The 25,450-nt window shown below is 40.0% G+C and carries 24 protein-coding genes and 1 riboswitch; of the genes, 5 read left to right on the top strand and 19 right to left on the bottom strand.

The window, feature by feature from the left end:
- Positions 1 to 12: 12 nt before the first annotated feature.
- Genes purF through purC form a run of 5 tightly spaced genes read right to left on the bottom strand, consistent with a single transcriptional unit; the run spans position 13 to position 5,325 of the window.
- Positions 13 to 1,452 carry an amidophosphoribosyltransferase gene (gene purF, locus IGK77_RS06360; RefSeq protein ID WP_071867134.1) on the bottom strand — a complete coding sequence of 480 codons (1,440 nt, stop codon included), beginning with the start codon at positions 1,450 to 1,452 and terminating at the stop codon, positions 13 to 15.
- On the bottom strand, positions 1,437 to 3,659 hold the full coding sequence (gene purL, locus IGK77_RS06355; protein ID WP_074799711.1) for a phosphoribosylformylglycinamidine synthase subunit PurL: 2,223 nt from the start codon (positions 3,657 to 3,659) through the stop codon (positions 1,437 to 1,439). Before purL ends, purF begins: the two co-directional genes overlap by 16 nt.
- The gene (gene purQ / locus IGK77_RS06350) at positions 3,660 to 4,334 is read right to left on the bottom strand and encodes a phosphoribosylformylglycinamidine synthase subunit PurQ (protein ID WP_074799712.1); all 675 of its coding nucleotides are present in this window, start codon (positions 4,332 to 4,334) and stop codon (positions 3,660 to 3,662) included. It abuts the gene before it with no gap.
- Position 4,335: 1 nt separating this feature from the next.
- Complete coding sequence (gene purS, locus IGK77_RS06345) at positions 4,336 to 4,590, bottom strand: phosphoribosylformylglycinamidine synthase subunit PurS (RefSeq protein WP_074799713.1); 255 nt, start codon at positions 4,588 to 4,590, stop codon at positions 4,336 to 4,338.
- Between the two features lie 3 nt (positions 4,591 to 4,593).
- The gene (purC, locus tag IGK77_RS06340; RefSeq protein WP_071867137.1) at positions 4,594 to 5,325 is read right to left on the bottom strand and encodes a phosphoribosylaminoimidazolesuccinocarboxamide synthase; all 732 of its coding nucleotides are present in this window, start codon (positions 5,323 to 5,325) and stop codon (positions 4,594 to 4,596) included.
- Between the two features lie 256 nt (positions 5,326 to 5,581).
- On the opposite strand from purC, the gene IGK77_RS06335 reads away from it, so the two are divergent.
- A complete protein-coding gene (locus IGK77_RS06335) occupies positions 5,582 to 5,959 on the top strand; it encodes a hypothetical protein (RefSeq protein ID WP_071867138.1) in 378 nt (125 codons plus the stop codon).
- 141 nt (positions 5,960 to 6,100) lie between these two features.
- On the opposite strand, the gene purB is transcribed toward IGK77_RS06335, so the two are convergent.
- From purB to IGK77_RS06290, 9 genes are all read right to left on the bottom strand, one after another.
- The gene (purB, locus tag IGK77_RS06330; RefSeq protein ID WP_074799714.1) at positions 6,101 to 7,396 is read right to left on the bottom strand and encodes an adenylosuccinate lyase; all 1,296 of its coding nucleotides are present in this window, start codon (positions 7,394 to 7,396) and stop codon (positions 6,101 to 6,103) included.
- A gap of 13 nt (positions 7,397 to 7,409) precedes the next feature.
- Positions 7,410 to 8,534, bottom strand: a complete 1,125-nt coding sequence (purK, locus tag IGK77_RS06325; protein ID WP_177187667.1) for a 5-(carboxyamino)imidazole ribonucleotide synthase — start codon at positions 8,532 to 8,534, stop codon at positions 7,410 to 7,412.
- On the bottom strand, positions 8,527 to 9,015 hold the full coding sequence (gene purE / locus IGK77_RS06320) for a 5-(carboxyamino)imidazole ribonucleotide mutase (protein WP_438713109.1): 489 nt from the start codon (positions 9,013 to 9,015) through the stop codon (positions 8,527 to 8,529). The genes purK and purE overlap by 8 nt, the downstream gene beginning before the upstream one ends.
- Before the next feature lie 441 nt (positions 9,016 to 9,456).
- Positions 9,457 to 10,761, bottom strand: coding sequence for a nucleobase:cation symporter-2 family protein (locus IGK77_RS06315; RefSeq protein ID WP_074799716.1), 1,305 nt, complete (start codon positions 10,759 to 10,761; stop codon positions 9,457 to 9,459).
- 2 nt (positions 10,762 to 10,763) lie between these two features.
- The gene (locus IGK77_RS06310; RefSeq protein ID WP_019723458.1) at positions 10,764 to 11,345 is read right to left on the bottom strand and encodes a xanthine phosphoribosyltransferase; all 582 of its coding nucleotides are present in this window, start codon (positions 11,343 to 11,345) and stop codon (positions 10,764 to 10,766) included.
- Between the two features lie 86 nt (positions 11,346 to 11,431).
- Positions 11,432 to 11,529: riboswitch (purine riboswitch) on the bottom strand.
- A gap of 276 nt (positions 11,530 to 11,805) precedes the next feature.
- Positions 11,806 to 12,483 carry a hydrolase gene (locus IGK77_RS06305; protein ID WP_438713108.1) on the bottom strand — a complete coding sequence of 226 codons (678 nt, stop codon included), beginning with the start codon at positions 12,481 to 12,483 and terminating at the stop codon, positions 11,806 to 11,808.
- A 24-nt stretch (positions 12,484 to 12,507) separates the two neighbouring features.
- Positions 12,508 to 13,122, bottom strand: a complete 615-nt coding sequence (locus tag IGK77_RS06300; RefSeq protein ID WP_071867141.1) for a glycoside hydrolase family 73 protein — start codon at positions 13,120 to 13,122, stop codon at positions 12,508 to 12,510.
- A gap of 9 nt (positions 13,123 to 13,131) precedes the next feature.
- Positions 13,132 to 13,932, bottom strand: coding sequence for a M15 family metallopeptidase (locus tag IGK77_RS06295; protein ID WP_071867142.1), 801 nt, complete (start codon positions 13,930 to 13,932; stop codon positions 13,132 to 13,134).
- A 13-nt stretch (positions 13,933 to 13,945) separates the two neighbouring features.
- Positions 13,946 to 14,482 (bottom strand): hypothetical protein, encoded by a 537-nt coding sequence (locus IGK77_RS06290; RefSeq protein WP_438713107.1) that lies wholly within the window; start codon positions 14,480 to 14,482, stop codon positions 13,946 to 13,948.
- A 196-nt stretch (positions 14,483 to 14,678) separates the two neighbouring features.
- On the opposite strand from IGK77_RS06290, the gene IGK77_RS06285 reads away from it, so the two are divergent.
- Positions 14,679 to 15,638 carry a Gfo/Idh/MocA family protein gene (locus tag IGK77_RS06285; protein ID WP_074799719.1) on the top strand — a complete coding sequence of 320 codons (960 nt, stop codon included), beginning with the start codon at positions 14,679 to 14,681 and terminating at the stop codon, positions 15,636 to 15,638.
- Between the two features lie 57 nt (positions 15,639 to 15,695).
- On the opposite strand, the gene IGK77_RS06280 is transcribed toward IGK77_RS06285, so the two are convergent.
- Positions 15,696 to 16,661 (bottom strand): aromatic acid exporter family protein, encoded by a 966-nt coding sequence (locus IGK77_RS06280; RefSeq protein WP_062805369.1) that lies wholly within the window; start codon positions 16,659 to 16,661, stop codon positions 15,696 to 15,698.
- A gap of 109 nt (positions 16,662 to 16,770) precedes the next feature.
- Here IGK77_RS06280 and IGK77_RS06275 point away from each other — a divergent pair, with 109 nt between their 5' ends.
- On the top strand, positions 16,771 to 17,367 hold the full coding sequence (locus IGK77_RS06275; RefSeq protein ID WP_071867146.1) for an FUSC family protein: 597 nt from the start codon (positions 16,771 to 16,773) through the stop codon (positions 17,365 to 17,367).
- Between the two features lie 49 nt (positions 17,368 to 17,416).
- Here the strand turns inward: IGK77_RS06275 and IGK77_RS06270 are convergent, their stop codons facing one another.
- Both IGK77_RS06270 and IGK77_RS06265 read right to left on the bottom strand, forming a co-directional pair.
- Positions 17,417 to 18,898 carry a flotillin family protein gene (locus tag IGK77_RS06270; RefSeq protein ID WP_074799720.1) on the bottom strand — a complete coding sequence of 494 codons (1,482 nt, stop codon included), beginning with the start codon at positions 18,896 to 18,898 and terminating at the stop codon, positions 17,417 to 17,419.
- 13 nt (positions 18,899 to 18,911) lie between these two features.
- Complete coding sequence (locus IGK77_RS06265; RefSeq protein ID WP_074799721.1) at positions 18,912 to 19,436, bottom strand: NfeD family protein; 525 nt, start codon at positions 19,434 to 19,436, stop codon at positions 18,912 to 18,914.
- 126 nt (positions 19,437 to 19,562) lie between these two features.
- On the opposite strand from IGK77_RS06265, the gene IGK77_RS06260 reads away from it, so the two are divergent.
- Both IGK77_RS06260 and IGK77_RS06255 read left to right on the top strand, forming a co-directional pair.
- Positions 19,563 to 20,375 (top strand): DNA/RNA non-specific endonuclease, encoded by an 813-nt coding sequence (locus tag IGK77_RS06260; protein WP_074799722.1) that lies wholly within the window; start codon positions 19,563 to 19,565, stop codon positions 20,373 to 20,375.
- 9 nt (positions 20,376 to 20,384) lie between these two features.
- The gene (locus IGK77_RS06255; RefSeq protein WP_074799723.1) at positions 20,385 to 20,759 is read left to right on the top strand and encodes a hypothetical protein; all 375 of its coding nucleotides are present in this window, start codon (positions 20,385 to 20,387) and stop codon (positions 20,757 to 20,759) included.
- 78 nt (positions 20,760 to 20,837) lie between these two features.
- On the opposite strand, the gene IGK77_RS06250 is transcribed toward IGK77_RS06255, so the two are convergent.
- Positions 20,838 to 22,541, bottom strand: a complete 1,704-nt coding sequence (locus IGK77_RS06250; protein ID WP_143073236.1) for an IS1182 family transposase — start codon at positions 22,539 to 22,541, stop codon at positions 20,838 to 20,840.
- A 256-nt stretch (positions 22,542 to 22,797) separates the two neighbouring features.
- Positions 22,798 to 25,389 (bottom strand): HAD-IC family P-type ATPase, encoded by a 2,592-nt coding sequence (locus IGK77_RS06245; RefSeq protein WP_115357526.1) that lies wholly within the window; start codon positions 25,387 to 25,389, stop codon positions 22,798 to 22,800.
- Positions 25,390 to 25,450 lie beyond the last annotated feature (61 nt).

Here is a 25,450-nt window from a genome sequence, read left to right as displayed (position 1 = left end):
CATTTGCTCCGTTTAAAAAAATGATACTTTTTCTTTTAAAGATTCTTGGTATTTTTCTTCGTAGTCATATAGCGGTGTCGGATAATCGCCGTTGAAATAAGCCATACATAACCCTGAATAAGGGGCATCTTTTTGTAGGCCGATTGCGCCAATCAAACCTTCTTCACTCAAGAAATCCAACGAATCTGCACCGATACATTCTCTGATTTCTTCGATTGAATGATTCGCTGCGATCAGTTCTTTCCTCGTTTGGATGTCGATCCCATAAAAACATGGATATTTCAATGGTGGAGATGCAATTCGTACATGGACTTCCTTTGCTCCGGCTTCTTTTAATAGATTGACGATTCTTCGGCTAGTAGTGCCGCGAACAATCGAATCATCGACCATAATGATTTTTTTTCCTTCAACAACTCCTCGAACCGCTGAAAGTTTCATTCGCACACCTTGTTCTCTTAATTCTGGCGTTGGTTGAATGAACGTACGCGCCACGTATTGATTTTTCACCAAGCCGATCTCATAAGGGATTCCACTTGCTTCCGCATACCCACTGGCTGCTGACAACGAAGAATTCGGCACACCAACCACCATATCTGCTTCGATCGGCGCTTCAGCCGCTAAACGTCTCCCCATATTTTTGCGTGCTGTATGCACATTGATCCCTGCAATATCAGAATCCGGACGTGCAAAGTAAATATATTCCATCGAACAAATCGCCAGTTGAGTATCTGTCGTGTATTGCTCGATCGTATAGCCATCATCATTGATGATGACGATTTCTCCTGGCAAGACATCACGTACGAAGCGCGCACCGATTCCTTCCAGCGCACAGGTTTCAGAAGTAATGACATATGCGCCATTTTTCATTTGACCAATGGCTAATGGGCGAAAACCATTAGGGTCCAGTGCCGCAACCATGGCGTCTTCTGTCAGTAATAAGTAGGCAAATCCGCCTTTCACCTCAGCTAAGGCTTCTTTTAATCTGTCTAAAAATGTTTCTTCATTACTACGACGGATCAAATGCATCAAGATCTCTGTATCTGAATTTGAATGAAAGATAGCACCATCTTTTTCTAAAGACGTCCGCAAAGAGCGAGCATTCGTCAGATTGCCGTTATGAGCCAACCCAATCGATTGATCGTAAAATTTGAATAAAAAAGGTTGGATATTATCTACACTGCCATTGCCCGCAGTAGCATAGCGAACGTGACCGATCGCTGCTTGTCCAGATAAAGCTGCTAGTTTTCTTGGATCTTTGAATACCTCCGAAAGAAGCCCAAGATCACGGTGACCATATAATTTCCCATCATCATTAGATACGATGCCAGCGCCTTCTTGCCCACGATGCTGCAAACTATGCAAACCAAAGTAAGTGACATTGGCAGCTTGAGGATGTCCCCAAACACCGAACACTCCACATTCTTCATTGATGCTTCTTACTTCATAAGACATTCGATTGCTTCCTCCCAAGACTGTTTCGCCGAAGCGACTGCCAAGTCAACTCTTCCATCATTTGCTTGTACCACTAATTGTTTTTCTTCCGTCACGTGACCAAGAAATGTCACACGATCACCAGCTAGTTTTTCAAATGCTTGTTTGTTTTCTCTTGTTACTGATACGACAAAACGTGATTGTGTTTCAGAAAACAGATGAGCAACTGGCAGATCAATTGTCGTTGATATCCCAAATCCATTTGTAAACGCTGATTCAGCGATAGCTACCGCTAACCCACCTTCTGCACAGTCATGCGCACTTTGGATCAGTCCAGCTTTGATTGCTTCTAACACCAAGGTTTGGTTTTCTTTTTCGGTGGTTAGATCAAAATACTCCACCATTCCTTCGATCCTGCCAAGCTGCATCTTTTGTAATTCACTGCCGTTAAAGTCTGCAAACGTCTGGCCGATCACATAGATCAAATCTCCCGCTTGTTTGAACTCTTGGGTAGTGATATGTTCGTGCGCTTCGATCAATCCGACCATACCGATCATCGGCGTTGGATAGATCGCTTGGCCATCTGTCTCGTTATATAAAGAAACATTTCCTGAGATCACGGGTGTTTCCAACATTTCACATGCTTTGGCAATCCCATCAGCTGAGTACGCTAATTCCCAGAATACTTCTGGTTTATCTGGAGAACCATAGTTCAAACAATCCGTGATCGCTAACGGTTGTCCACCACTCGCGACGATATTTCTTGCTGCTTCCGCAACAGCGATCTGACCACCAATTTCTGGATCTAGATAAATATAACGAGCATTACAATCCGTCGTCATCGCTAACGCTTTTTTCGTGCCACGAATACGTAAGACTGCGGCATCACTACCCGGAGCAACGACTGTATTCGTTTGGACACGAGAATCGTAAGTTTCATAGATCGAACGTTTTGAAGCAATCGTTGGTTGTTGCAATAAATCTAGCAACACGTTATTTGGGTCATCGATCACTGGTTGATATTGCCCTAATTCACGGAATTTTGCCATCCGTTCTGGTTCAACCATTTCTTTCTGGTAGACAGGCGCATCTTCTGCTAAGGCATCTACCGGAAGATTAGCTACTTCTTTTCCATGATGATACAAACGGTACTGACCATCATCTGTTACTTTTCCGATCGTCACCGCATCTAAATCGTATTTTTGGAATAGTTCTTGGACGCGCGCTTCTGATCCTGCCTTCACACAGATCAACATCCGTTCTTGTGATTCAGACAACATCATTTCATAAGGGGTCATCTGTGATTCACGCTGAGGTACATCGTCCAAGGTCAATACCAAACCAGAGCCTGCTTTTGAAGCCATTTCTGAACTAGATGAAACAAGTCCTGCCGCACCCATATCTTGGATACCGACAAGAATGTCTGAGTGGTCAAAAATCAATTCCAAACAAGCTTCTAACAATAATTTTTCCATAAAAGGATCGCCAACTTGGACTGCTGAACGTTGTTGTTCTTCTTCTTGACTAAATTCTTCGGAGGCAAATGTCGCACCGTGGATACCATCCCGACCTGTCTTAGCACCCACATACATGATCGAATTGCCCACACCTGATGCTTGTCCTTTTTGGATATCTTTATGGTCGATCAACCCGACACACATCGCATTGACCAATGGATTTCCTTCATAACAAGGATCAAAGGCGATCTCACCACCAACCGTTGGTACGCCGATACAATTACCATACCCTCCGATACCAGCAACAACTTCTTCTAAAAGGTATTTTGTACGAGGATTATCTAATTCACCAAAACGCAGTGAATCGAGTAGAGCAATCGGACGTGCACCCATACTGAAAATATCACGAATAATGCCCCCAACACCTGTTGCTGCGCCTTCATAAGGTTCGACTGCCGAAGGATGATTGTGGCTTTCTGCTTTAAAAACCACTGCTTGTCCGTCTCCAATGTCAACGATGCCCGCACCTTCACCAGGCCCTTGTAAGACATTCGGCCCACTTGTTGGAAATTTTCTCAAGATCGGCTTGGAATTTTTGTAAGAACAGTGTTCACTCCACATGACTGAGAACAAACCGGTCTCCGTATAATTAGGCATCCTACCTAAGATGTCTTCTTCGATCATCCGGTATTCTTCATCCGTCAGTCCCCATTGCGTATAAATCTTTTGTTCTTTGATTTCTAATGCAGTTGGCTCCATCATTGTTTTCATTTATGCAGTCACCTTTCCGAAATTCTTCAATAGCGAAGCGAAGAAACGTTTGCCATCTTCTGAGCCAAGTAATGCTTCCATTGCTCGTTCTGGGTGGGGCATCATCCCTAACACATTTCCTTCTTTGTTTGTAATCCCTGCAATGTTGGCCACACTGCCGTTGATATTTTCTCCCTCGTAGGTAAACACGATTTGGTTGTTGTCAATCAGTTCTTGAAGCGTCTCTTCGTCACAAAAATAATTGCCTTCTCCATGGGCCACCGGCAACTGGATCACCTCATTTTTGTCGTACTCTGAAGTAAAAGATGTTTGATTGTTGACTTTCAATGACGCTGACTTACAGATGAAACGCAGTGAATCATTTCTTCTTAATACGCCTGGTAACAATCCAGCCTCCGTCAACACTTGGAATCCATTACATGTACCAAAAACAGGTTTTCCTTCTTCCGCAAAACGAATCACTTCATCCATGATTGTTGAAAAACGAGCAATCGCTCCACAACGTAAGTAATCCCCGTAAGAAAAGCCGCCAGGGATCAATACTCCGTCATACCCTTCAAGAGAAGATTCGTCATAACGAACATAGTCTGCTTCTGCGCCCATCACATCACGGATCGCCCAAAGCAAGTCCGCATCACAATTCGATCCAGGAAAAACAATCACGGCAAATTTCATGCTAAACTTCCTCCATTTTGTTGATTTCATAACGATACGTTTCCATATTGACATTTGCTAATAAACGATCGCAAATCGCTTCGATCGTTGCTTCTACTTCTTCTTCAATTGCAGAGACTTGGATCTCAAAATACTTTCCGATACGAATATCTTCAATGTTGTCGTAGCCTAAACGATGTACCGCATTTTTAACTGCCTCTCCTTGTGGGTCTAATACTGAGTCTTTATATGTTACGTACACTTTTACAAAATACATGATTTATTCTCCTTTATTTTCGAGTGATAATTGATTTAAACGATCGAGCACTTCTTGATAGACAGGAATGATGTTGCCAATCTTTCGCCGGTAGACATCTTTATCCATATGTTTGTTTGTAGCAATATCCCATAAGCGACAGGTATCCGGGGAAATCTCATCTGCTAATTCGATTTCTCCTATATCCGTTCGGCCAAATTCCACTTTAAAATCGACTAATTGTAAATCGATCTTTTTGAATAGTTTGATCAGCTGTTCATTGATGAGTAACGCTTGTTTTTTTAGTTCGGCGATCTCTTCTGGAGTTGCTAGCTTTAAGAAAGCAATATGTGAATCATTGATGAATGGATCATCTAATTCATCTTTTTTGTAGTAAAATTCAACGATTGGTGACGGTAGCACTTGCCCTTCTTCTACTCCTAGGCGTTTTGAAAAACTTCCAGCTGAAATATTTCTGACGACCACTTCTAAGGGAATGATCGACCGTTTTTTTATCAATTGTTCGGTTTTTGACAATTTCTCAAGAAAATGATTTTTTATTCCTTGATTCGATAAGTATTCAAAAATAGCACTTGTGATTTGATTGTTCAATTCTGCTTTTCCTTGCATCTGGTCTTTCATTCCACCGTTGAGGGCAGTCACTTGGTCTAAATACTCCACCCATAAGACAGTTTCATCATTCGTGTTAAACATTCTTTTTGCTTTTCCTTCATAGAGCAAATTCTGTTTTTCCATGTCTACGACTCCTTGTTTATTAACGTTTTTTTACAAACATACATTATTTGTTCGTCTTTTCACTTTAAATTTTACCAAGGGTCAGGAATCAAATCAATACAAAAGTGTACATTTCAACCATTAAAAACACTTAATGTTCGTCTTTCGTACTTTTATTAAGAAAAGTTGTTCTTCGCTAAGAAGCGTTTACACATTTATTAATTGGTGATATAGTAGATTTAAAGAAAACAGTTAGAGGTTTCAAGGAGGTAACTAAATGGAAGATCCAAGTATGTCTGCCCAACGCTTTTTACTCGATTTATCTGTTGAAGAAAAATCACGCTTGTACAATGATCTGCTTGCTATCAAAGATGTTGATGCCTGCATGAAGGATCGAAGTTTTTATACATTTAGAAAACTTCGTCGTGCAGCAAAACGACAATCGGAGTGTCGAAAACGAACATTCCATTACTTAACCCAAAACAACCATGAACTAGTGATCAAACAAATCCATGAGCAAAAGCTATTCAAGCATCATTACCGCTTGCTCGTGACCTTCGATCAACAAGAATTTGGCTATACATTTGTTGAAACATTATTGAATCTTCTACATTCCCAACATTTCAATTTGGGTCATCAAATGGCTTATGCTTAAACCAAAAAGAACATCCCTCAGAAGTTAGTCTGAAGGATGTTCTTTTTTTCTTTCATTAAAAAAATAGTTCTAGCTAGTGATTGTTCGTCTTTTCCTCGATCAATCGAGAAACATTGTTAACCGACATTCTTGCTGAGTAGTTTATGCTAAACCGACACGTTCAAAAATGACATCCACATTTTTCATATGGTGGTTGTAATCAAATGCTTCAGCGATTTCTTCTGGTGTCAAAACAGAAGTGATCGCTTCGTCTTCTTCAAGTAACGGACGGAAGGACACTTGGTTATCCCAAGCATACGCTGTCTTAGGTTGAACAAGATCATAGGCTTCTTCTCTTGTCATCCCTTTATCGATCAATTTCAACATAACACGTTGGCTATAGATCAAGCCAAATGTCGCATCCATGTTACGTTTCATGTTTTCTGGGAATACCGTTAGATTTTTAACGATATTGCCGAAGCGGTTCAACATGTAATCAAGTAGGATCGTTGTATCAGGCAGAATGATCCGTTCTGCAGAAGAATGGGAGATATCTCTTTCGTGCCATAATGAAACATTTTCATAAGCGGTAATCATATGCCCACGGATCACTCGCGCTAAGCCAGCCATATTTTCTGAACCGATCGGATTACGTTTATGTGGCATAGCAGATGAGCCTTTTTGTCCTTTGGCAAAAAATTCTTCGACTTCTCGTGTTTCAGATTTTTGAAGTCCACGAATCTCAGTCGCAAAGCGTTCGATACTGGTCGCAATCAATGACATCGTCGCAAAATATTCGGCATGTAGATCACGTGGTAAGACTTGCGTGGATACTTCTTGCGGACGGATGCCTAATTTTTCACACACGTATTCTTCAATGAACGGAGGGATATTCGCAAACGTACCAACAGCACCGGAGATTTTTCCTGCTTCTACGCCTTTTGCTGCATGTTCAAAACGTTCGATGTTTCGTTTCATCTCAGAATACCAAGTAGCTAATTTTAGGCCGAAAGTCGTTGGCTCAGCATGCACACCATGCGTGCGTCCCATCATGACTGTATACTTATGCTCTTTGGCTTTTTCACCAATGATCGCTGTGAAACGTTTCAAATCTTCGCGCAAAATGTCATTTGCTTGTTTGATTTGGTAACCATAAGCTGTATCAACCACATCTGTACTTGTTAATCCATAATGGACCCATTTACTTTCGTCGCCAAGTGTTTCCGAAACTGCTCGAGTAAAAGCAACGACATCGTGGCGTGTCGCTTGCTCGATCTCTAAAATACGAGCGATATCAAAAGACGCGTGTTCACGGATTTTCACTACATCTTCTTTAGGTATTTCTCCTAATTCTGCCCAAGCTTCATCAGCAAGTATTTCAACTTCTAACCATGCTTGATATTTATTTTGCTCTGTCCAAATATTGCCCATTTCAGGTCGTGTATAACGTTCTAACATCAACTATTCTCCTTTAATCCCAAATATTCGTTTTTTCGATTTCTTTTACTGTCGACTCGATATCTTCTGTCAAAATCGTGATGTGTCCCATCTTACGACCTTTTTTCGCTTGTTTCTTGCCATAGAAATGAAATTTCCAATCTTGTTTTTTCGCAATCAGATTGTAACTTTCTAATAGTTGTTCACCTAAAACGTTGACCATGACTGCATCACTTAACAATGGGACTTTTTTAGGTAAAGGCCAACCGCAAATCCCACGGATATGCGCATCGAATTGTGTCATTCCGCATGCTTCTAAGGTGTAATGGCCTGAATTGTGTGGACGTGGTGCCAATTCATTCACATACAATCCACCAGTCTTCGTCAAGAACATTTCGACGCCCAGTACACCGGACAAACTCACTGCTTCAGCAATCACTTTAGCAATTCTTTCTGCCTCTTCGATCACATCCGCTGAAACAGTTGCTGGCGCAATCGTTTCATGGAGAATATTATTACGGTGGATATTTTCAACAACTGGGAATGTCGTATATTGCCCTTGCCCATTGCCTGCGACCATGATCGATAGTTCTTTTTCAAATGGGATCCAAGCTTCTAATACGCAAGTTCCTTCTCTTAAAAGATCCATCGCAGGAGCTAAGTCTGCTCGACTCTTCAGTACATATTGCCCCTTACCGTCATACCCGCCTCGAGTTGTTTTCAAGACACAAGGATAACCGATACCATCGATTGCATCTTGGATATCTGTAGGACTGACGATCGTTGCATGTGGAGCGATCACGATGTTATTTGTTTCTAAAAATGATTTCTCTAGTAGACGATCTTGCGTGATTGCCAATAAATCTGTTCCTTGAGGAATAAATGACATCGGCAAAATCGCATTCAGTGCTTCCACACTCACATTCTCAAATTCGTAGGTGATGATCTCAGTTCGTCTTGCAAGTTCTTCTAAAGCAAACGTATCATCGTAGGAACTTTCAATGTGCCAATCCGCTACTTGAGCAGCCGGGCAATCATTCATCGGATCAAGTACACCGACTTTGAAGCCCATTTCTTTTGCACTGATCGCCATCATGCGACCTAACTGTCCACCACCGACGATTCCGATCGTCGAGCCTGGTAATAATGGTTTAACCAAGTTGATCACTACTTTCTATTACAGATTCAACCGTCATTGCGCGTCGTTTCGCTAATGCAGCCTCCAACTCTAAATCATACATTGAAAGCATCTGTATCGCAAGTAGACCAGCATTAATTGCGCCTGCTTTTCCAATCGCTGTCGTCGCCACAGGCACGCCGCCTGGCATTTGGACAATGGATAGCAAAGAATCCAATCCGTTCAATGTTCGGCTTTGAACAGGAACACCAATAACCGGTAATGTCGTCTTTGCAGCAACCATCCCTGGTAAATGAGCTGCTCCTCCCGCACCTGCAATAATCACTTTTATACCTTTTTCTCGAGCTTCTTCTGCATATGAAAACATCAAATCTGGTGTTCGATGTGCTGAAACTACTTTCTTTTCAAAAGAAACGCCAAATTCTTCAATGATCTCACACGCATGTTTCATTGTTTCCCAATCCGAGATACTCCCCATTATTACAGAAATTTTTGCAGCCATTCGTTTCTCCTCTCGATTCGTATTCACTTATATTTTATCAATCGCCCCTCTGTAAATCAAGATAAATTCGAATGAAAAATAGATAAAAAGGTTTATTGTTCGTCTTTAACAAATTGACTTTTACTTGTTGAAATCAAGTTTTTCTGATCCAAATCATTTGTTTTTTTTTAAGGATATCACACTTTTTCTTCATGTATCCAAAAGTAGGGAGAATCTGTTCATGACTATGCTACAAATAAAAAATTCGTCTGGGTCATTCGTCTTCTCGCACCACCTAAAACCAAACAAAAGGCAGGAACAAAAGTAATCTTTTCGAAAATAAGGCACCATCCACAAAAATTTGAAAAACAAATCTCGTGGATGGTGCCTTATTTCTGTAAGCTAAAAAAGTCTCTACCCTATTAAGTTACTAGCTATGATTTATAGAAGTGATCTATATTATTACTTCAATGCTTCTTTAATGATTCTCTCGTCTTGTTTTAGTCCGTTAAAAACTAAGTTCAAAACAATTGCTGTGATACTGCTCATAACGATCCCGTTTCCTGTGAACATTTGAACTGTTTCAGGTAACTGGCTGAATAATTCAGGCATCAGATTGAAGCCTAAACCAAAACCAATCGACACTGCAGCAATCAATAAATTTTTGTCATTTGTAAAATCTACTTCTAACAACATCCGGATTCCTTGGATCGCCACCATTCCAAACATGACCAACATCCCGCCACCAAGGACTGGTTCAGGTATGATTTGAGCCACTGCGCCGATTTTAGGGAATAAACCCAAGATGATCAAAAAGAAAGCGGAAAAGTAAATTGGTTTTCTTGTTTTGATTCCTGAAAGTTGTACCAATCCGACATTTTGTGAAAAGCCTGTATAAGGAAATGTGTTAAAAATACCACCTAAGATGACGGCTAACCCCTCTGCTCGATAGCCTTTTTTCAATTGCTCTTCCCCGACTTTTTTTCCAGTGATATCTCCTAAGGCAAAATAGACGCCTGTTGATTCTACCATACTTACCATTGAAATGATGATCATCAATAAGATCGACCAGATTTCAAATGTCGGTTTTCCAAAGTAAAAAGGTTGCGGTACGTGAAAAACAGGGGCTTGTCCAATTGCTCCTAGATCGATTCTACCTAAAAAGGCAGCTAAGACACTTCCTCCGATCAGACCGATCAGCACAGCGATCGATCGAATGAACCCTTTGCCTAATAATTGCACACCAACGATCAGTAGGATCGTGACAAACGCTAATAATAAATTCGTCAAATCACCAAAGCCTGGAGCAGCTGCACTGCCGCCACCCATTTTTTCGATGGCTACTGGAATCAACGTCAAGCCAATCACTGTAATCACTGTTCCAGTAACAATCGGCGGAAATAGTTTTTTGATTTTTGAAAAGAAACCAGCAACTAGCACAACAAAAATCCCTGACGCGATGATCGAGCCATAGATCGCACCGACACCTTCTGTGCTACCAATCAAAATCAACGGCGCAACTGCTTGGATCGCACAACCTAAAACAACTGGTAAACCGATCCCGAAAAAACGGTTGACAGTCAATTGCAAGAGCGTTGCTAATCCACACATGAAAATATCGATTGAGATAAGATAAGTCATTTGTTCTTGATTAAATCCTAGACCCGTACCGATCAATAACGGTACAGCGACTGCTCCCGCATACATCGCTAATAAATGCTGTAACCCTAAGACAGCTGCTTTTCCATTTTGAGTTTCTTTCTCCACGCTTACGCATCCTCCTCAAGAAAATCTACTTGACCATCAGAAAGTGATGCTACGCGGGCAAGTGAGACCACTTTTAAGCCCATTTCTTCAAGAAGTTGACGACCGTCTTGGAAGGATTTTTCAATGACGATCCCGATTCCCTCCACACTCGCACCTGCTTGTTGGCACAATTCGATCAACCCTTTTGCCGCCTGACCATTCGCTAAAAAGTCATCAATGATCAATACTTTATCTTCAGAAGACAAGAATTTACGAGAAATCGATATCGTGCTTGTTACTTGTTTCGTAAATGAATAAACGGATGCCGTCAATAATTCTTCATCCATCGTCAAACTTTTGGCTTTTCTTGCAAAGATCATGGGTACACCGAGCTCTTTAGCCGCAAATAAAGCAGGGGCGATACCAGAAGCTTCAATTGTCACCACTTTAGTGATTCCTTGTTCTTTAAATACTTCCGCAAAACGTTGGCCCATTTGTTCCATCAACACTGGATCTACCTGATGGGTAACAAAACTATCTACTTTCAACACGCCTTCACCCAAGACTTGTCCATCTTTATTGATACGTTCAACTAATTCTCTCACTTTATTTACTCCTTTTCTTGCTAAATTCATGCCACTCAAAATAGAAAAAAAACATCTCTACTGCTCATGTATAAGCAAAAAAGATGTTTCACTACTTTTTCACTTATAGTCCAACATTTACGGTGCTGGCTAGAAACTGTCATCCTTATTATGACGATATATAAGTTGTTCGATATTCGATTGATAAATGATATTTTTAGAAACAAAATAGTTTAATTTTTAAACGATGAAAACAGTCTAACACTTGTTTCTGAAACTTACAACTATATTTCTTGTTTTTCTCATAAAGGATTTATCTTTGGATTAGACTTGATAAACCGCATAGTTTCATCCTAGCAAACAAAATAGTATTTATGAAATAAAGCAACCTATCCCATAAAGGAAAAGGTTGCTAAAGCCAAGTTTATATCGATAACTATTATCTATGGTTGGTTGAATGATATTTATTTTCGTTTAGTACTCAATTGGTTTTCTCGATTTTTCGATACTTGTCCATTTTACGACTGAATAACTCTCCGCTACTAGGTGGTGTGTAGGTGATTGCATTGGCGCCAGCTTCAATCGTTTCTTTGATGCTTTCTTCCGTGGGACCTCCAGTCGCAATAATCGGTAATTCTGGGTACTTTTCTCGGAAAAAGCGAACAGTGTCTGCTGTATCTTTTCCCGCACTGATATTGATGATTGTAATGCCTGCTGCCAATTTTTCGTCGATTTCCGAGTATTTAGACGTGACTGTACTGATTACCGGTATATCAACCACTTGACAGACATCATGGACAGTCTCTACTGGTGTTGGACCATTCAAGACTACGCCTAATGATCCTTGCGCTTCTGCAAAAAGGCTCATATATGCCGAACGCATCCCTTGTGTCAAGCCACCACCGACACCTGAAAACACAGGGATATCCGCTGCTTCAATGATGCTTTTCGTAATCGCCGGATGGGGTGTAAAAGGATAAACTGCGATCACTGCATTTGCATTGGTGTTTCTAATGATCGCAATATCCGTGGTGAAGATAATCGAACGTATCAACTTGCCAAAAATTTTAATACCACTTGCTCCCATAATGACCTCTGGGACTCTCACGATATCCTTACGTAATTCTGTCATTATTTCTGGAACAAATAAATCTGCCATCCGTCCACTTCCGTTCTTTTCTGATTATTGATCGTATTGATTTAACTGGTAAGTTTCAATCACATGTATGATTTTATCAGCATATGTCGGATCTGTCGCATATCCTGCCGCCTGTAACGCATGAGCTGCTTCAATATAATTGGTCGCAGTGATCACATTCGCATACAATGCAGGATTCCAATCGACACCATTGACAAATAAAGCCGTGTGGTCATCCATTGATTGTTCCCACGAAGAATAGACTCGAAAGTCTCCTTGGATGGTGATCCATTCTTCATTGATATATTCTTTTGTTTCCAGATTGACTTTTTCTTCGTTCCCGAACGCTTTGATTCCAAACAAGTTCTTATATTTACTGGCAAGCGTACTATTGCCCCAATCAGATTCAAGGATGGCTTGCCCGATAATGATACTTGGCAAAACGCCATAGCCTTGTTGTAGTTCTTTCGCATGTGGAACTAATGCGTTGATAAATTCTTGATGAGTCAGTGTTTCTTGTTGCTGTGCTTCCGTAGAGTAGGGCGATGACAAACTTCTCAAAGAAAAAACAAAAGCCATCATGATCAACATACTCCCTAAAACTACAGCAAACCAGCGATTATTTTTACGCCTTTGTTTTTTCCATTTGTTTTTTGCCATCTCTTATTCCTACTTTTCTTTTAGTTGGTCCAAGTACTCCTCCATCGTTAAATCGTTTGATGTGATATATTCTGCACTTTCTTTGCCTACATAACGTAAGTGCCAAGGTTCATAAGTGATTTTTGTAATATCTTCTCGACCTTTTGGGTAACGGATAATAAAGCCATATTTAGAGGCATTGTCCGCAAGCCATTTCGCACCTGGTTCGTCACCATATTTTTCATCCAATACAGTATTGGGATAATTGTTATACCATGTTTCATCGACCACATCCACAGCTAAACCTGTATGGTGTTCACTGTAACCCGGTTCTGTCATAGTTTTTTTCGTAATCGCGGTCGCCTCTTCTTCAGTGACTCCCTGACTACTCATCACCTGTTGGACATTTTGAGCGAACACCTCTTGTTGTGTCGCAACGGAGCGGTAAGCCGATACCATAACTAAAGGAAAGCCCGCAGCTTTAGCTGCGTTAGCCAGTTCTTCATAATCAGCCTTAATACGTTTGTCGATCAAATAGCCATTATCTAGCGCAGCCAATTGGTTAGCTTCATCGATTTCTGTCTCGATTTTGTGATCAGGTCCGACCAATACCAGCGACCAATCATCCAACTTAACATCTGGCAAATCACTAGAGGTTGGTTTTTTTGTTGCTTTTTCTGTACTTTCTTCTGTCGCACTCGTCGTGTTTGTTTGTTCTGTCTTTGAATTATCAGCTTGAGCTTTCGTATCCGTCCGACTCTCACTAACAACCAGATAGCCCATCGCAACAATCATGATCACGACTGAGATAACGCCTAAAATTTTATTCACGTAAAAAATCCTTTCATTCCCTTTCTGGTTCCACTTTCTCACTCACGTAAGTTTCTTCCAGACTTTCATTTACCCAATCTAACAACTCGATTTTCTCCCCTTCGATTTGCTTTTGAACTTCTGCTGGTAATCGAAAGTTCAAAATGTCATCATAACCCCACTCATCATATTGAATACTGAATTTCAAGTCAAGATATCCATTGACAATTTGATCATTTTTTAAAGGGAGCAACTCTACATTCGCACTGCCACTACTTACCCATTTCTGAGCAATACGTGTTTTGATTTGCTTATATTCGGCTACTGCAACGTTTCTTTTTTCAGGGAAAATAATGGTTTGACGTAGAATTTTTTGCGTCAACATCCATTCATAGTCCGTAAAAAGATTTTTCACTTTTTGCATGGCCTCGGATGGTAAGTTTTGTTCACCACGCTTCCAAGCTTGCCAAGTTGTTTCATCCACCAATAGATAAGTATCTAAGAAATTTTCTTCTGTTTCAAATTGTTCGAGTAAAACACTCATAATAAGATCAACGTATACTTGATGCATCGCAATCTCCTCCTCCTTCTTATTCTACTTAAATTAAGTTAAAAAATCATCTATTAGAACATTTCTTTCACCTTTTTTTAGAAAGCAATTCTTCAAAACGATGGGATGTCCTTTTTTTGATATAATAATAGCGAAACCAAGAGTATTCAACTAAATACCCTTATATTAAATATATCACGTCAAGGAGAGATGAAAAATGAAAAAATACCAATGGGGCATTGTCGGTCTAGGATCGATCGCTAACGAATTTGCAGAAAACTTCAATCAAACATCAAGTGAATTGGTTGCTGTTGCATCACGAACTTTGGAAAAAGCACAGGATTTTGCTACACGCCATTCTATCAAAAAAGCATATGGCGATTATCATGAAATGTTGCAAGATGCTGAAGTTGATATCGTGTATATCGCCGTTCCGAATCGTCAACATATCGACTATATCCTTCCTGCCTTGGAAGCTGGGAAACATGTCTTATGCGAAAAAGCCATCACGATGAATAAGGCAGAACTTCAACAAGCCATCCAATTAGCCGAACAAAAACAGCTGATCTTGGCAGAAGCGATGACGATTTTCAACATGCCTTTGTATCATCAACTTCGTTCAATGATCGATTCAGGCAAGTTAGGTGCATTAAAGATGATCCAAGCACCTTTTGGCAGTTACAAAGAACCTGATCCGACCAACCGCTTCTTCAACCCTGATTTAGCAGGTGGAGCATTACTTGACATTGGAACCTATGCTGTTTCATTTGCTCGATTCTTTTTGAGCTCACAACCGGAAGTCATCGCCTCTCGTATGATTCCATTTAAAACAGGTGTCGATGAACAATCTGTAACGATCTTGCAAAATAAAGAAAATGAACTAGCTACGATCAACCTGACCTTCCAAGCAAAAATGCCAAAAGTCGGAATCGTTGCTTTTGAAAATGGGTATATCTCGATCAATGATTATCCTAGAGCTGACCAAGCCGAAATCATTTATACTGACGGTACAAAAGAATTGATCGAAAGTGGCCATCGTGCGCAAGCAATGAATTATGAAATTGAAAATATGGTAAAAATGATCGAAGGAGAACTTCCAAACCGTTCCCTGTACTTAACCACCGAAGTGATTGCACTCTTAGATGATATGCAAGAGCATTGGAAGAATAACAAATAAACAAAACAAAAATAAGACGAAGCGAGAATGGTCTCCTCATCGCTTCGTCTTATTTGTTCACTTTTCCGCATCCACTATCATCTGCTGAGAAAATTCTACTTTTATTTCAATAAAACTTTTGAATGACTGTAAAAACTGAAACAATTCCGCACGATCCTCAAATTCACTTCGAGTAGTCGGCAATGGCATTTGACGATACATCCCATAGACCTCTTCGATCCGTGTCAATATTTCTTTGCCATCATTTGATTCAGAAAATGTCTCAGCTGTATAGATCAACAAGCCGTATATATGGTCGCTATAAGGCACTGGGTCCTGGATATAAGCTAAATTTTCTTGCATATCTTGGATCACATTGATCTGAGCCCGTCGCATAGAAAAATAGGTTTCATAGTATTGATTTTGTCTAAGCAAGTTATTCTCTTGGTGATTCCGTGCATATGCTTGGCTTTCTCGAATATAAACTTGTAATTCTTTGCATAACCCTTGATTTTCGTAAGCTTCGCCAGAAAGCAAAAAGTCTGCCATGTTCTTCAAAAGAAGACGAAATCGCTCTTCGATGATCATTTGATTTTCCTTTAAACGTTTTTTACTATCTGGCATGTAAACATTAGATAACAAAGCAAAGCCTACACCAATGATCATCAAGGCTGCTTCGTTTGTGATCAATTGCCAGCTCATACTTTGTTCACTAAGATAATGAGTGATCAAGACTGAGTTTACAACGATTCCTTCTGTCAATTTGAACCGCACGGCGATTGGAATAAAAAATAATAGAAAGACACTGAAACTGATGATTCGATAGCCCAAAAGTGTAAAACACATATAGGCAATAAGTGTAGCGACAATAAATGCAGCGATTCGATAGATCCCAGTCATCAAGGTGGAGCGACGAGTATTCCCTACGCTTAACAACGCAATAATACCGGCAGATGGCCAGAATAATAAGGAAAAGTAGTTTGCAACCAACATGGAAGCAAATACACTGATGACCGTTTTTACCGTTCTCATTCCAATACGCATGATCGGCTCCTTTCTTTTTATTGAATTATACTAAATTCGTTCATGAAAAACTAGCAATCCAAGGTAAGTTTAGTTATGATATTGTAAAGAACGTAAAGGAGAGTATACTATGCAATTTGGACGCTTTCGACTTGGTATGCGTACAATGAAGAGTGCTTTAGCCGTTTTCTTATGTATTTTGATCTTTCATCTCTTTGATCGTGGCATTCCAATGATTGCTGCCCTATCTGCTGTTTTTTCCTTGCGCCAGGATTTGACTACGACCTTTTCTTTTGGTCGCTCGCGTATTATTGGCAATCTACTTGGTGGCGGATTAGGTATTTTCTATTTTTTTGTAAAAAGTTACTTCCACAATGATTTTTTAGTTGAACTGATCGTTCTCCCACTTTTAGTGATCATTGTGATTGTCTTATCTGACGGTATCAATAATAATTCTGGGATCATAGCTGCTATTGCAACATTATTGCTGATCTCTTTAAGTATCCCTCAAGGAGAGTCAGCCTTCTATGCGATTGAGCGGGTTTTCGATACATTTATCGGGACATTTATTGCTATCGGTATCAATTTTTGCTTGCGTCCGCCAGAAGTTGAAAAAAAAGAAGAGATTGTCGAGGACTTAGAAGAATTAAGAAAAAAAGAGCAGGCTTTACTTGAAAATCTGGAAGAAGTAAAGGCACAGATCCGTGAGCAAAATGAAAATAAATAGCGAACCAATAAAAGACTCAAAGGACATGATCCTTTGAGTCTTTCTTAAGTTATTCTTTCGGTTCATTTGTTCCTTCGTAGACATTCAATTGTCTAGAATTTCCATGAGTGGAAAGATTCTCAATGATATCTTTGATGTCCAATCCAGTTGTTTCTTTCAACGTTTCTTGTGTCGTCGACAACAAGTTTGTCGCATAGCTTGTCACTCGATTGGCGCCACCTGCTTCACCTGAGGAATTACCTGTGTCAACAACAGAGATTTTTTCGATATTGCCTAGCGGTTGTGCCGCTTCACGCATCAGTTGAGGCAACATTTCGATCACCATGCTAAGCACAGCGGCTTCTCCGTATTCTTTGAACGCATCTGCAATTTTTTGTTTTGCTTCTGCTTCCGCTTTCCCTTTTGCTAAGGTGGCTTCTGCCTCGGCTTGTCCAGCTAAACGAGTTTGGTTGGCTTGGGCTTGGGCTAAGGCTTCGATTCTAAATTGTTCTGCTTCTGCCTCAGTCACTTCTTTGACTTTTTGCGCTTGGGCTTCTTGTTCTTTGGCGTAACGATCCGCATCGGCTTTTTTCTTCACTTCAGAATCGTATTGTTTTTCACGACGAATGATTTCTTTTTCTTCTAATTCGATTTGTTTTTGACGTTCGACGACTTTTACTTGCATCTCTTGTTCGATTACTTGTTGTTGTTCTCTGGCACTTTCTAAATTATACGCTTGGTCAGCTTTTGCTCGTGCCACATCTTGTTCCTGTTTATAGGCAGCTAATTTCAATTCTTTTTCTTTTAAAGATTCGGCGATCTCTGTTTGGCGTTGTAATTCTGCGGCTTGAGATTCTTTCTCTGCTTCCGCTTTTTTGATACGCGTTTCTTTTAGTGCTTCTGCTTCTGCAATATCTGCATCACGTTTGACTTGAGCAATCCGTGGTTTCCCTAAAGAATCCAAATAACCATTTTTATCACGGACTTCTTTGATCGTGAACGAAACAATGATCAATCCCATTTTTGCTAGATCCACCGAAGCAACTTCTTGCACACTTTGGCTGAATTTGTCACGATTCTGGTAAATTTCTTCTACTGTCATCGAACCTAGGATCGACCGCAAATGACCTTCTAATACTTCACGTGCTTCATTTTCAAGTTCTTCTCGCGTTTTTCCTAGAAATTGTTCCGCTGCTGTCGCAATTTCTTCGACAGAAGAACCGATCTTGATGATCGAAGTACCATCACACATCACCGGCACGCCCTGCTCTGTATAAACTTCTGGGGTAGATACGTCTAATTTACTTGATAATAAACTGATACGATTCGAACGTTGGAAAACTGGTAGTACGAATGCACCTCCACCGCGGACGATTTTGATTTTATTGTTACTCTCGTCGGCATGGACATTTTTACTTCCTAAGTAACTACCACTAATGATCAATGCTTCGTCAGGCTTTGCCGTTTGGTACTTAGCAACAAAGACGATCAATAACATTAAAACGATCAACACTGCTAAAACAATTGCAACAAACACTCCAGATATTTCCATTTCTTCCACTCCTTTACATTTTCAACATACTTTCGTACGGTGTAACATAACAAACACGGTCTCTTACTTCAATGATCAAAACCTTTTCGCCACGTCCGATCATTTTCTCTTGGGGCGTATAAAAACAAGCAGGGCGACTGATTGAACCAGTAACACTTTTTAATTGGATTTCTCCCATTCCTTGGATCGGTATCGGGGTCACGACTGTCGCGATTTGACCTTCTAATGTTTTTTCAGAAGTTGATAGCGTCGATTCTGCGTGCTTCATCGGCATCAAGATATAAAAATTCAACAAAAAAACTAAAACGGTTGCAATAATCGCGCTGATCACGAAAATCACTAACGAGGACTGTTCGGTCAAGGATTCACCTAAATAACCTAATAAACTGGTAAAAGTCAACCAGGGAACGATCAGCATCGGATCAATAGGTCCATCGAAATCAAAGACATCTCCAAAAATAACAAGTAACACTGCAACCCCAGCGCATATGAGTAAAACGTACCAGTAAATCGTGATGATTGCGATTCCTCCTATCATCTCATTCGCCTCCTTTGTGTACAAGATTATCATATCATACTAACCTATATAATTAACCTACTTTGGATAAAGTTTTCACTTTTAGTCCGCTTGGTTTTGGATTATACTAACAAAGGAGGTGAACGAATGAAAAATTTAAAAAAACTATGGGGTACATTGATCTCTATAGTTGTTTTTGGCGCAATTGGCTTTATCGGAATGGATCTAGTGAATGTAGAACAACCGATCTCAAGGGATTACAGTGAATCTAGTTATACTGCTTCAATCGATAGTGAACCGGAAGTTTCTACTGACCAACAATCAAACATGCGTACATATAGTATGGAATCTTCTGATAAACCAGTCGAAAGTACAAGCAAAAGTGAAGCTACTACCACAAGTAGTATACCTGACTCATCTGAACCAAGAAACAACGGCTTACCCCAAGAAGAAGACTTAGCACCGACTGGAAACAATCCTGGGCCACAAGAATTAGGAACAGCTTCCTTTGATTTGGCTGAACTCTCAACAAACAAAGGTTGGATCGAGTATCATGAACTTGATCGATTAGGACGCCCCACTGGTGCGGATGCCTTATTGGAAAAATCAATGATCAATACAGGAACCAGCGCAAACCGTGACATCCGTCCTCCTGGATTTATTTCTGGACCCAGATATGATCATTCTCGCGGACATCTAATTGCTAAACAGTTCGGTGGTAGTGGCGATGACGAAAGAAATCTAGTTACTTTGTTTCAATTTCCAGTCAACGATCCTTACATGAACTACTATGAACTAAAAATCCGTAAGGCGTTGAATCATGGTGAAACTGTACGCTATCGTGTTACTCCACATTATGTTGGCGATGAACTCATCCCTGAAAGTGTCGAGTTAGAGGCAAAAGGAACAGGCAATAATCCAACGATTGATTTTACGGTATTGATACCAAATAAAAAGTAGGTGAAACGATTGTTTGAACAATTGAAGCAACATCGTACATTAGAAGAAACACTCGCATGGCTGGAAGAAAACGAGCTGTTCGATTATGAGGAACTTGTGTTTTTCCCTTCTTACCAACATTTCAAAGCTAGTATTCTGCGAACAATCGATTATACCTCACTGGATGAAGCGGATGTTGCGAATCTCCTTTCATCCTTGCACTTGGTTGCTCGCACGATCGATGGTGATTATCTCTTAGCAAATGAAAAAACGGTTTGTTTGTTTCCCCGCTCTCACCAAAAAGAAGAAATCCAGCGATTTAATGGGAGTTTAGCCGATCTACTAATAAGATACGCAAACTCTTCGAAACCAATTGTCGAATTTTTCAACTTTTCTACTAACTAAGGTTGCTCGCATTAACAATGACAGACTGGGGCTTATATTTGAACATTTAACAAAAAAACGTATCGCGCATGTTTAGGTTTATGAAACAAAATATCGTACAAAAAAACGAGAGTGGGACAATAGTCCTTTCTCAAAAATAGAAATGAGTCCAATTTTGATGTGTTTTGTCAAAATTGGACTCGTTTTTGTTTTTATTCGCACATTTCTCTCCATGTACTTCCCTAATTTTCTCAGATTTAATGCCATAAGTGCCAAACCCACATCAATCGTCGCTCCTTGTTTTCCTCGTAAGTGAAAACGATGGAACGCTAAGTGAGCCTTTAGATGACCAAACACTGGTTCGACATCGACTTTTCGCCGACGATAAATCGAACCGGTTTTTTCCTCCAAAAGCTTCTTTTTGCATTCTGCTTTGAAATAGCGCCAAGAATTATTTACTAGAAGTTGCCGCTTTTGTGTCCCTTTCGAACGGGTACACTGACTCCGGACTGGACAAGCTCGACAATCCTCGCATTCATACACTTTGAAATCTCGGACAAAGCCCCTTTTATCTTTTCTCCGACTATAGCCTTTGAACGGGACAGGTCGCTTTGCTGGGCAAATATACTCATCTTGTTCTTGCAGATAGCGCCAATTTTCTACGTTGAACGGATTCTCCTTGTTCTTCTTTTTGCTTTCTTTGTAATACGTACTGTAGGTGATCAAGGGTGTTTTATGTAGAACATCATGGATATACATATAATTTTGTTCGCTCCCATAACCTGCATCAGCTACAATATATTCTGGTAGCTCTTTATGTTGTTCTAAAAAACTGTCTAAAAATGGCGCCAAGGTTTTAGTGTCCGTTGGGTTTGGGAATAAGTCATAGGCTAAGATATACTGGTTTTCTGTCGCAATTTGTAGATTATACCCTGGTTTTAGCTGTCCATTACGCATATAATCGTCTTTCATTCGCATAAAAGTGGCATCTGTATCTGTTTTAGAAAAGCTGTTTCGTTCTTGGAAGAGACGACGGTATCGTTCATATTTTTGTTTTCTTGGTAGGTAATCCGCTTGTACTTGTCGAAGGTATTTTTTATAGACTCGTTTTTTTCTCTTTAACTGACTTTGCTTTTTTGGGGATTGTTCTTGAGCTAATTGTGTATTTTTTTCATGGAGTTCAGCTTCGAGATGATGAGCGACTTCTTCTAGTTGGTCGCTCGACAATCCATCGGATTGCCCTTCTTCTTTTAAACAAGGAAGGATCTCTTCTTGATAGAGGGTTTGGTAGAATGCTTCAGATTTTTCATCTAAAGCGCATTCGTATCGAGTAGTTGCTTTTCGCCAAACAAAGCTGAACTTATTGGCGTCCGCTTCAATTTTCGTGCCATCAATAAAAATCGCTTCATTATCGATGACTTGATTCGTAATCAACTGACGACGAAATAGAACAAAGGCTTCAGTTAACAGCTGAGCGGTTGTCTCATCACTCCGAAATCGGTTGATTGTGCGGTAGCTAACTTGTTCGTGATTGGCTAACCAACGCATTCGGTAGCTATCGTCTAAAAGAAATTCAATCTTTCGACCAGAAAAAACACGTTGGGTATAGGCATAAAGAAGAATCTTTAACATCATTTTCGGATGATAGGCAGGACGCCCAAGTTGTTGTTCTAATTCATCGAAGAGGTGTGGAGGGATTGCTTCAACTAAAGAATTGACGGCAAACGCAACATCAGTTTCAGGAATAAACTGTTCCATATCTAGTGGTGAAGTGGTTTGATTAATGGTATAATTTTTGAACATAAGGCACACTCCTTTTTGATTGGGTTTAGTCACTTTAATCATACAAGGTTGTGTGCTTTTTTGTGTTCCTTAAATTCAAAAATATGCAAAAAAAGTAGGACGATAATCAGCTTTTCTTCTGATTATTGTCCCACTCTCGTTTTTACTAACTTATTTTATAAACTAGTCTCTTCCAATGTTACTTGGGTTTAGTGTGAATGAAAAGCACCTAGTTACTTTGCTATCTTTATATGTTTCATTTCAATAATATGAATGATCAAGCACCTACCCTGTAACTTCTAGCTGATAAAACATATTTTTCAATTTCTACTAAGAAGAATAAAAGTAATCCAGGTAAAAGACTGATGACGACTTCCGTACTTGATAGTAGGTTTGTTCCTAAAGCCATTCGTAATGGTGGGAACCAGATCATCGCGGCTTGAAGCAAGATCATGATCCCAATTGAATAAAACAATGCTGTATTTTTCCATAATCCTCTATCTAAACTAAATTCGCTAATCCTACGACAATTGATCATATAGAAGGCTTGACCAAACACCATTGCATTGATCAACACGGTCTGACGTGCATCGTTTGAGACATATTCCATCGCAGTTAAGCCTAAGATCGTTAAGATCATCCCTACATATAAAATGCGCATCAACGCATATCGTGACAAAATCCGTTCATTCAATGGTCGTGGTCGTCGACTCATCACTTGTTTTTCTGCCCGTTCAAATCCTAAAGCATAGGACAAGGTGATCGAAGCAACTAGATTCAACCATAAGATTTGCACAGTCGTCAAAGGTAATGGGTAGTTTCCGATCAATGAGAAAAGTAACAATAATCCTTGCGCCAAACATGTTGGTAAATAAAAGAGAATCGTTTTCTTCAAGTTGTCGAATATCCGACGTCCTTCTTTGACTGCATAAGCGATCGTCTCAAAATTATCATCGACTAAAACCATATCTGCTGCTTGCTTACTGACATCGCTCCCTTTGATTCCCATAGCAATCCCGACGTCAGCTTTTTTCAAAGCTGGTGCATCATTCACACCATCACCGGTCATCCCAACAATTTCACCTTGCGCTTGTAGATAAGAAACGATTGCCAATTTGTGTTCTGGTGTCGTTCGCGCAAATACATCGTTTTCACTTACTGCTCGTTGCCATTGTTGCTCTGACAGTTGATTCAGCTCTTTTCCTGTGATTGCTGTTTGATGATTTTGCAATCCTAGTTGTTTTGCGATGGCTTTCGCTGTCAGTGGATGATCGCCTGTGATCATTTTGACACGTATTCCTGCCTGTTGCATCGATTTCACTGCTTCAATCGCTGACTCTTTTGGTGGGTCGATCACGCCGCATAAGCCAATCATCGTCAATGCTTCATCTAGTGAATCATGAGATAAGTCTTTATCGCCGATTTCTTTCATCGCAAAAGCTAACACACGTTGCCCTTGACTCGCTAATTCCTCATTTTTCTTATGCCAACGTTTTTTATCGATCGATTGGCTCATACCTCTAGCGTCCATTTGTTGCCCCGCTTTTTCGATCAATACATCCGGTGCACCTTTTACGAACAAGATATTCTTCCCATTGATCTCATGAACAGTCCCCATGTATTTATACGCTGAATCAAAAGGGATTTTGGCAATAGGTGAATGGATTATCGCATTTTGTGTATTTGTATAACGTAATAATGCAAGTTCTGTTGCATTTCCTGTTGCAGGACAAGCCCCATCTGCTAATTGTGTTTCTTGACAATTATGCATCGCTTGTAACAAATATTCTTCAACTTTTGTATGCGATACTTTCGCAAATGTTTCAGGCGTATACCAATCATTTAATGTCGCTATATGAACTAAAGACATTTCATTTTTTGTCAATGTTCCTGTCTTATCTGAACAAATAACCGTCATCGCACCTAAGGTTTCTACTGTAGGCAATGTTTTTACGATGGCATTCTTCTTTGCCATTCGATTCACGCCGATCGACAAAATGATCGTTAAAATCGACGGCAGGCCTTCTGGGATCGAAGAAACGATCAAAGCAATGATCGCCGTAGCAATATAGCCCCATGTCATACCGTAATAAAAATACGAAACAAGAGCAATTAACAAAATCAATGCACTGATTCCTTTAAATATACTTGTATTCATTTCCTTGATTTTCTTCAATAATGGGGTTTCTTGTTCCTCAACAGTAGATAAAGAATGGCTGATTTTACCGATTTGAGTATTCGAACCTACTTCAACAACTACACCTAATCCATTGCCAGATTCAACTTTTGTGCCCGAAAAAGCCATATTTACTTGTTCAGCTAGTTCTGTATTTTCAGGTAAGCTCTCAACAGTTTTGCTGACAGAATGTGTTTCTCCTGTTAAAATCGCCTCATCCACTTGTAAATTGAATGACTCGATGATTCGAACATCTGCTGGGACGATATCTCCAGCAGTCAAGACGACTTGATCGCCAACAACCAAGTCTGCCGGATCGATCTCTCGTTTTTTACCATCTTCTAAAATCACTGCTTTATCACTCAATAATCCTTTGATACTATCTAAAGAAGAAGCTGCTTTTCGTTCTTGGAAGTACCCGATCATCGCATTTAGAAAAACAACTAAAAAGATCATGCCACCTTCCATCAATGCACCAGTTGCTACTTTCAATATCGCTGCCCCTAATAAGATGTACATCAACGCATCATGGAAATAAGATAAGAATTTTTGCCATTCTGGTGTTTGATCTTTTTCTTCCATTTTATTTTTTCCATATTTTTGTTGACGTTCCAGCCGATCACTCTCTGTGATATATTCTGTGACTTGAACTTGTTTGATTGTTTCTTCCGTTGACTTGTTATACCATTCCATACTTTTTCTCCTCCAACACTGACTAATCTATAATCAGCTTACAGGTTAGAGTAACTCTAAG

The sequence above is a fragment of the Enterococcus sp. DIV0806c genome (assembly GCF_051710905.1).
Taxonomy (GTDB): Bacteria; Bacillota; Bacilli; order Lactobacillales; family Enterococcaceae; genus Enterococcus_B; species Enterococcus_B mundtii.
This window is presented reverse-complemented; position numbering and strand designations above follow the sequence as displayed.

Coding starts and splice junctions, on each gene's coding strand:
- purS (WP_074799713.1), bottom strand. CDS start 4,590: ATGTATTTTGTAAAAGTGTACGTAACATATAAAGACTCAGTATTAGAC.
- IGK77_RS06335 (WP_071867138.1), top strand. CDS start 5,582: ATGGAAGATCCAAGTATGTCTGCCCAACGCTTTTTACTCGATTTATCT.
- IGK77_RS06275 (WP_071867146.1), top strand. CDS start 16,771: ATGCAATTTGGACGCTTTCGACTTGGTATGCGTACAATGAAGAGTGCT.
- purB (WP_074799714.1), bottom strand. CDS start 7,396: ATGTTAGAACGTTATACACGACCTGAAATGGGCAATATTTGGACAGAG.
- IGK77_RS06305 (WP_438713108.1), bottom strand. CDS start 12,483: ATGGCAGATTTATTTGTTCCAGAAATAATGACAGAATTACGTAAGGAT.
- IGK77_RS06265 (WP_074799721.1), bottom strand. CDS start 19,436: ATGATAGGAGGAATCGCAATCATCACGATTTACTGGTACGTTTTACTC.
- purL (WP_074799711.1), bottom strand. CDS start 3,659: ATGAAAACAATGATGGAGCCAACTGCATTAGAAATCAAAGAACAAAAG.
- purC (WP_071867137.1), bottom strand. CDS start 5,325: ATGGAAAAACAGAATTTGCTCTATGAAGGAAAAGCAAAAAGAATGTTT.
- IGK77_RS06285 (WP_074799719.1), top strand. CDS start 14,679: ATGAAAAAATACCAATGGGGCATTGTCGGTCTAGGATCGATCGCTAAC.
- IGK77_RS06260 (WP_074799722.1), top strand. CDS start 19,563: ATGAAAAATTTAAAAAAACTATGGGGTACATTGATCTCTATAGTTGTT.
- purE (WP_438713109.1), bottom strand. CDS start 9,015: ATGGCTGCAAAAATTTCTGTAATAATGGGGAGTATCTCGGATTGGGAA.
- IGK77_RS06245 (WP_115357526.1), bottom strand. CDS start 25,389: ATGGAATGGTATAACAAGTCAACGGAAGAAACAATCAAACAAGTTCAA.
- IGK77_RS06250 (WP_143073236.1), bottom strand. CDS start 22,541: ATGTTCAAAAATTATACCATTAATCAAACCACTTCACCACTAGATATG.
- purF (WP_071867134.1), bottom strand. CDS start 1,452: ATGTCTTATGAAGTAAGAAGCATCAATGAAGAATGTGGAGTGTTCGGT.
- IGK77_RS06300 (WP_071867141.1), bottom strand. CDS start 13,122: ATGGCAAAAAACAAATGGAAAAAACAAAGGCGTAAAAATAATCGCTGG.
- IGK77_RS06290 (WP_438713107.1), bottom strand. CDS start 14,482: ATGCATCAAGTATACGTTGATCTTATTATGAGTGTTTTACTCGAACAA.
- IGK77_RS06280 (WP_062805369.1), bottom strand. CDS start 16,661: ATGCGTATTGGAATGAGAACGGTAAAAACGGTCATCAGTGTATTTGCT.
- IGK77_RS06270 (WP_074799720.1), bottom strand. CDS start 18,898: ATGGAAATATCTGGAGTGTTTGTTGCAATTGTTTTAGCAGTGTTGATC.
- purQ (WP_074799712.1), bottom strand. CDS start 4,334: ATGAAATTTGCCGTGATTGTTTTTCCTGGATCGAATTGTGATGCGGAC.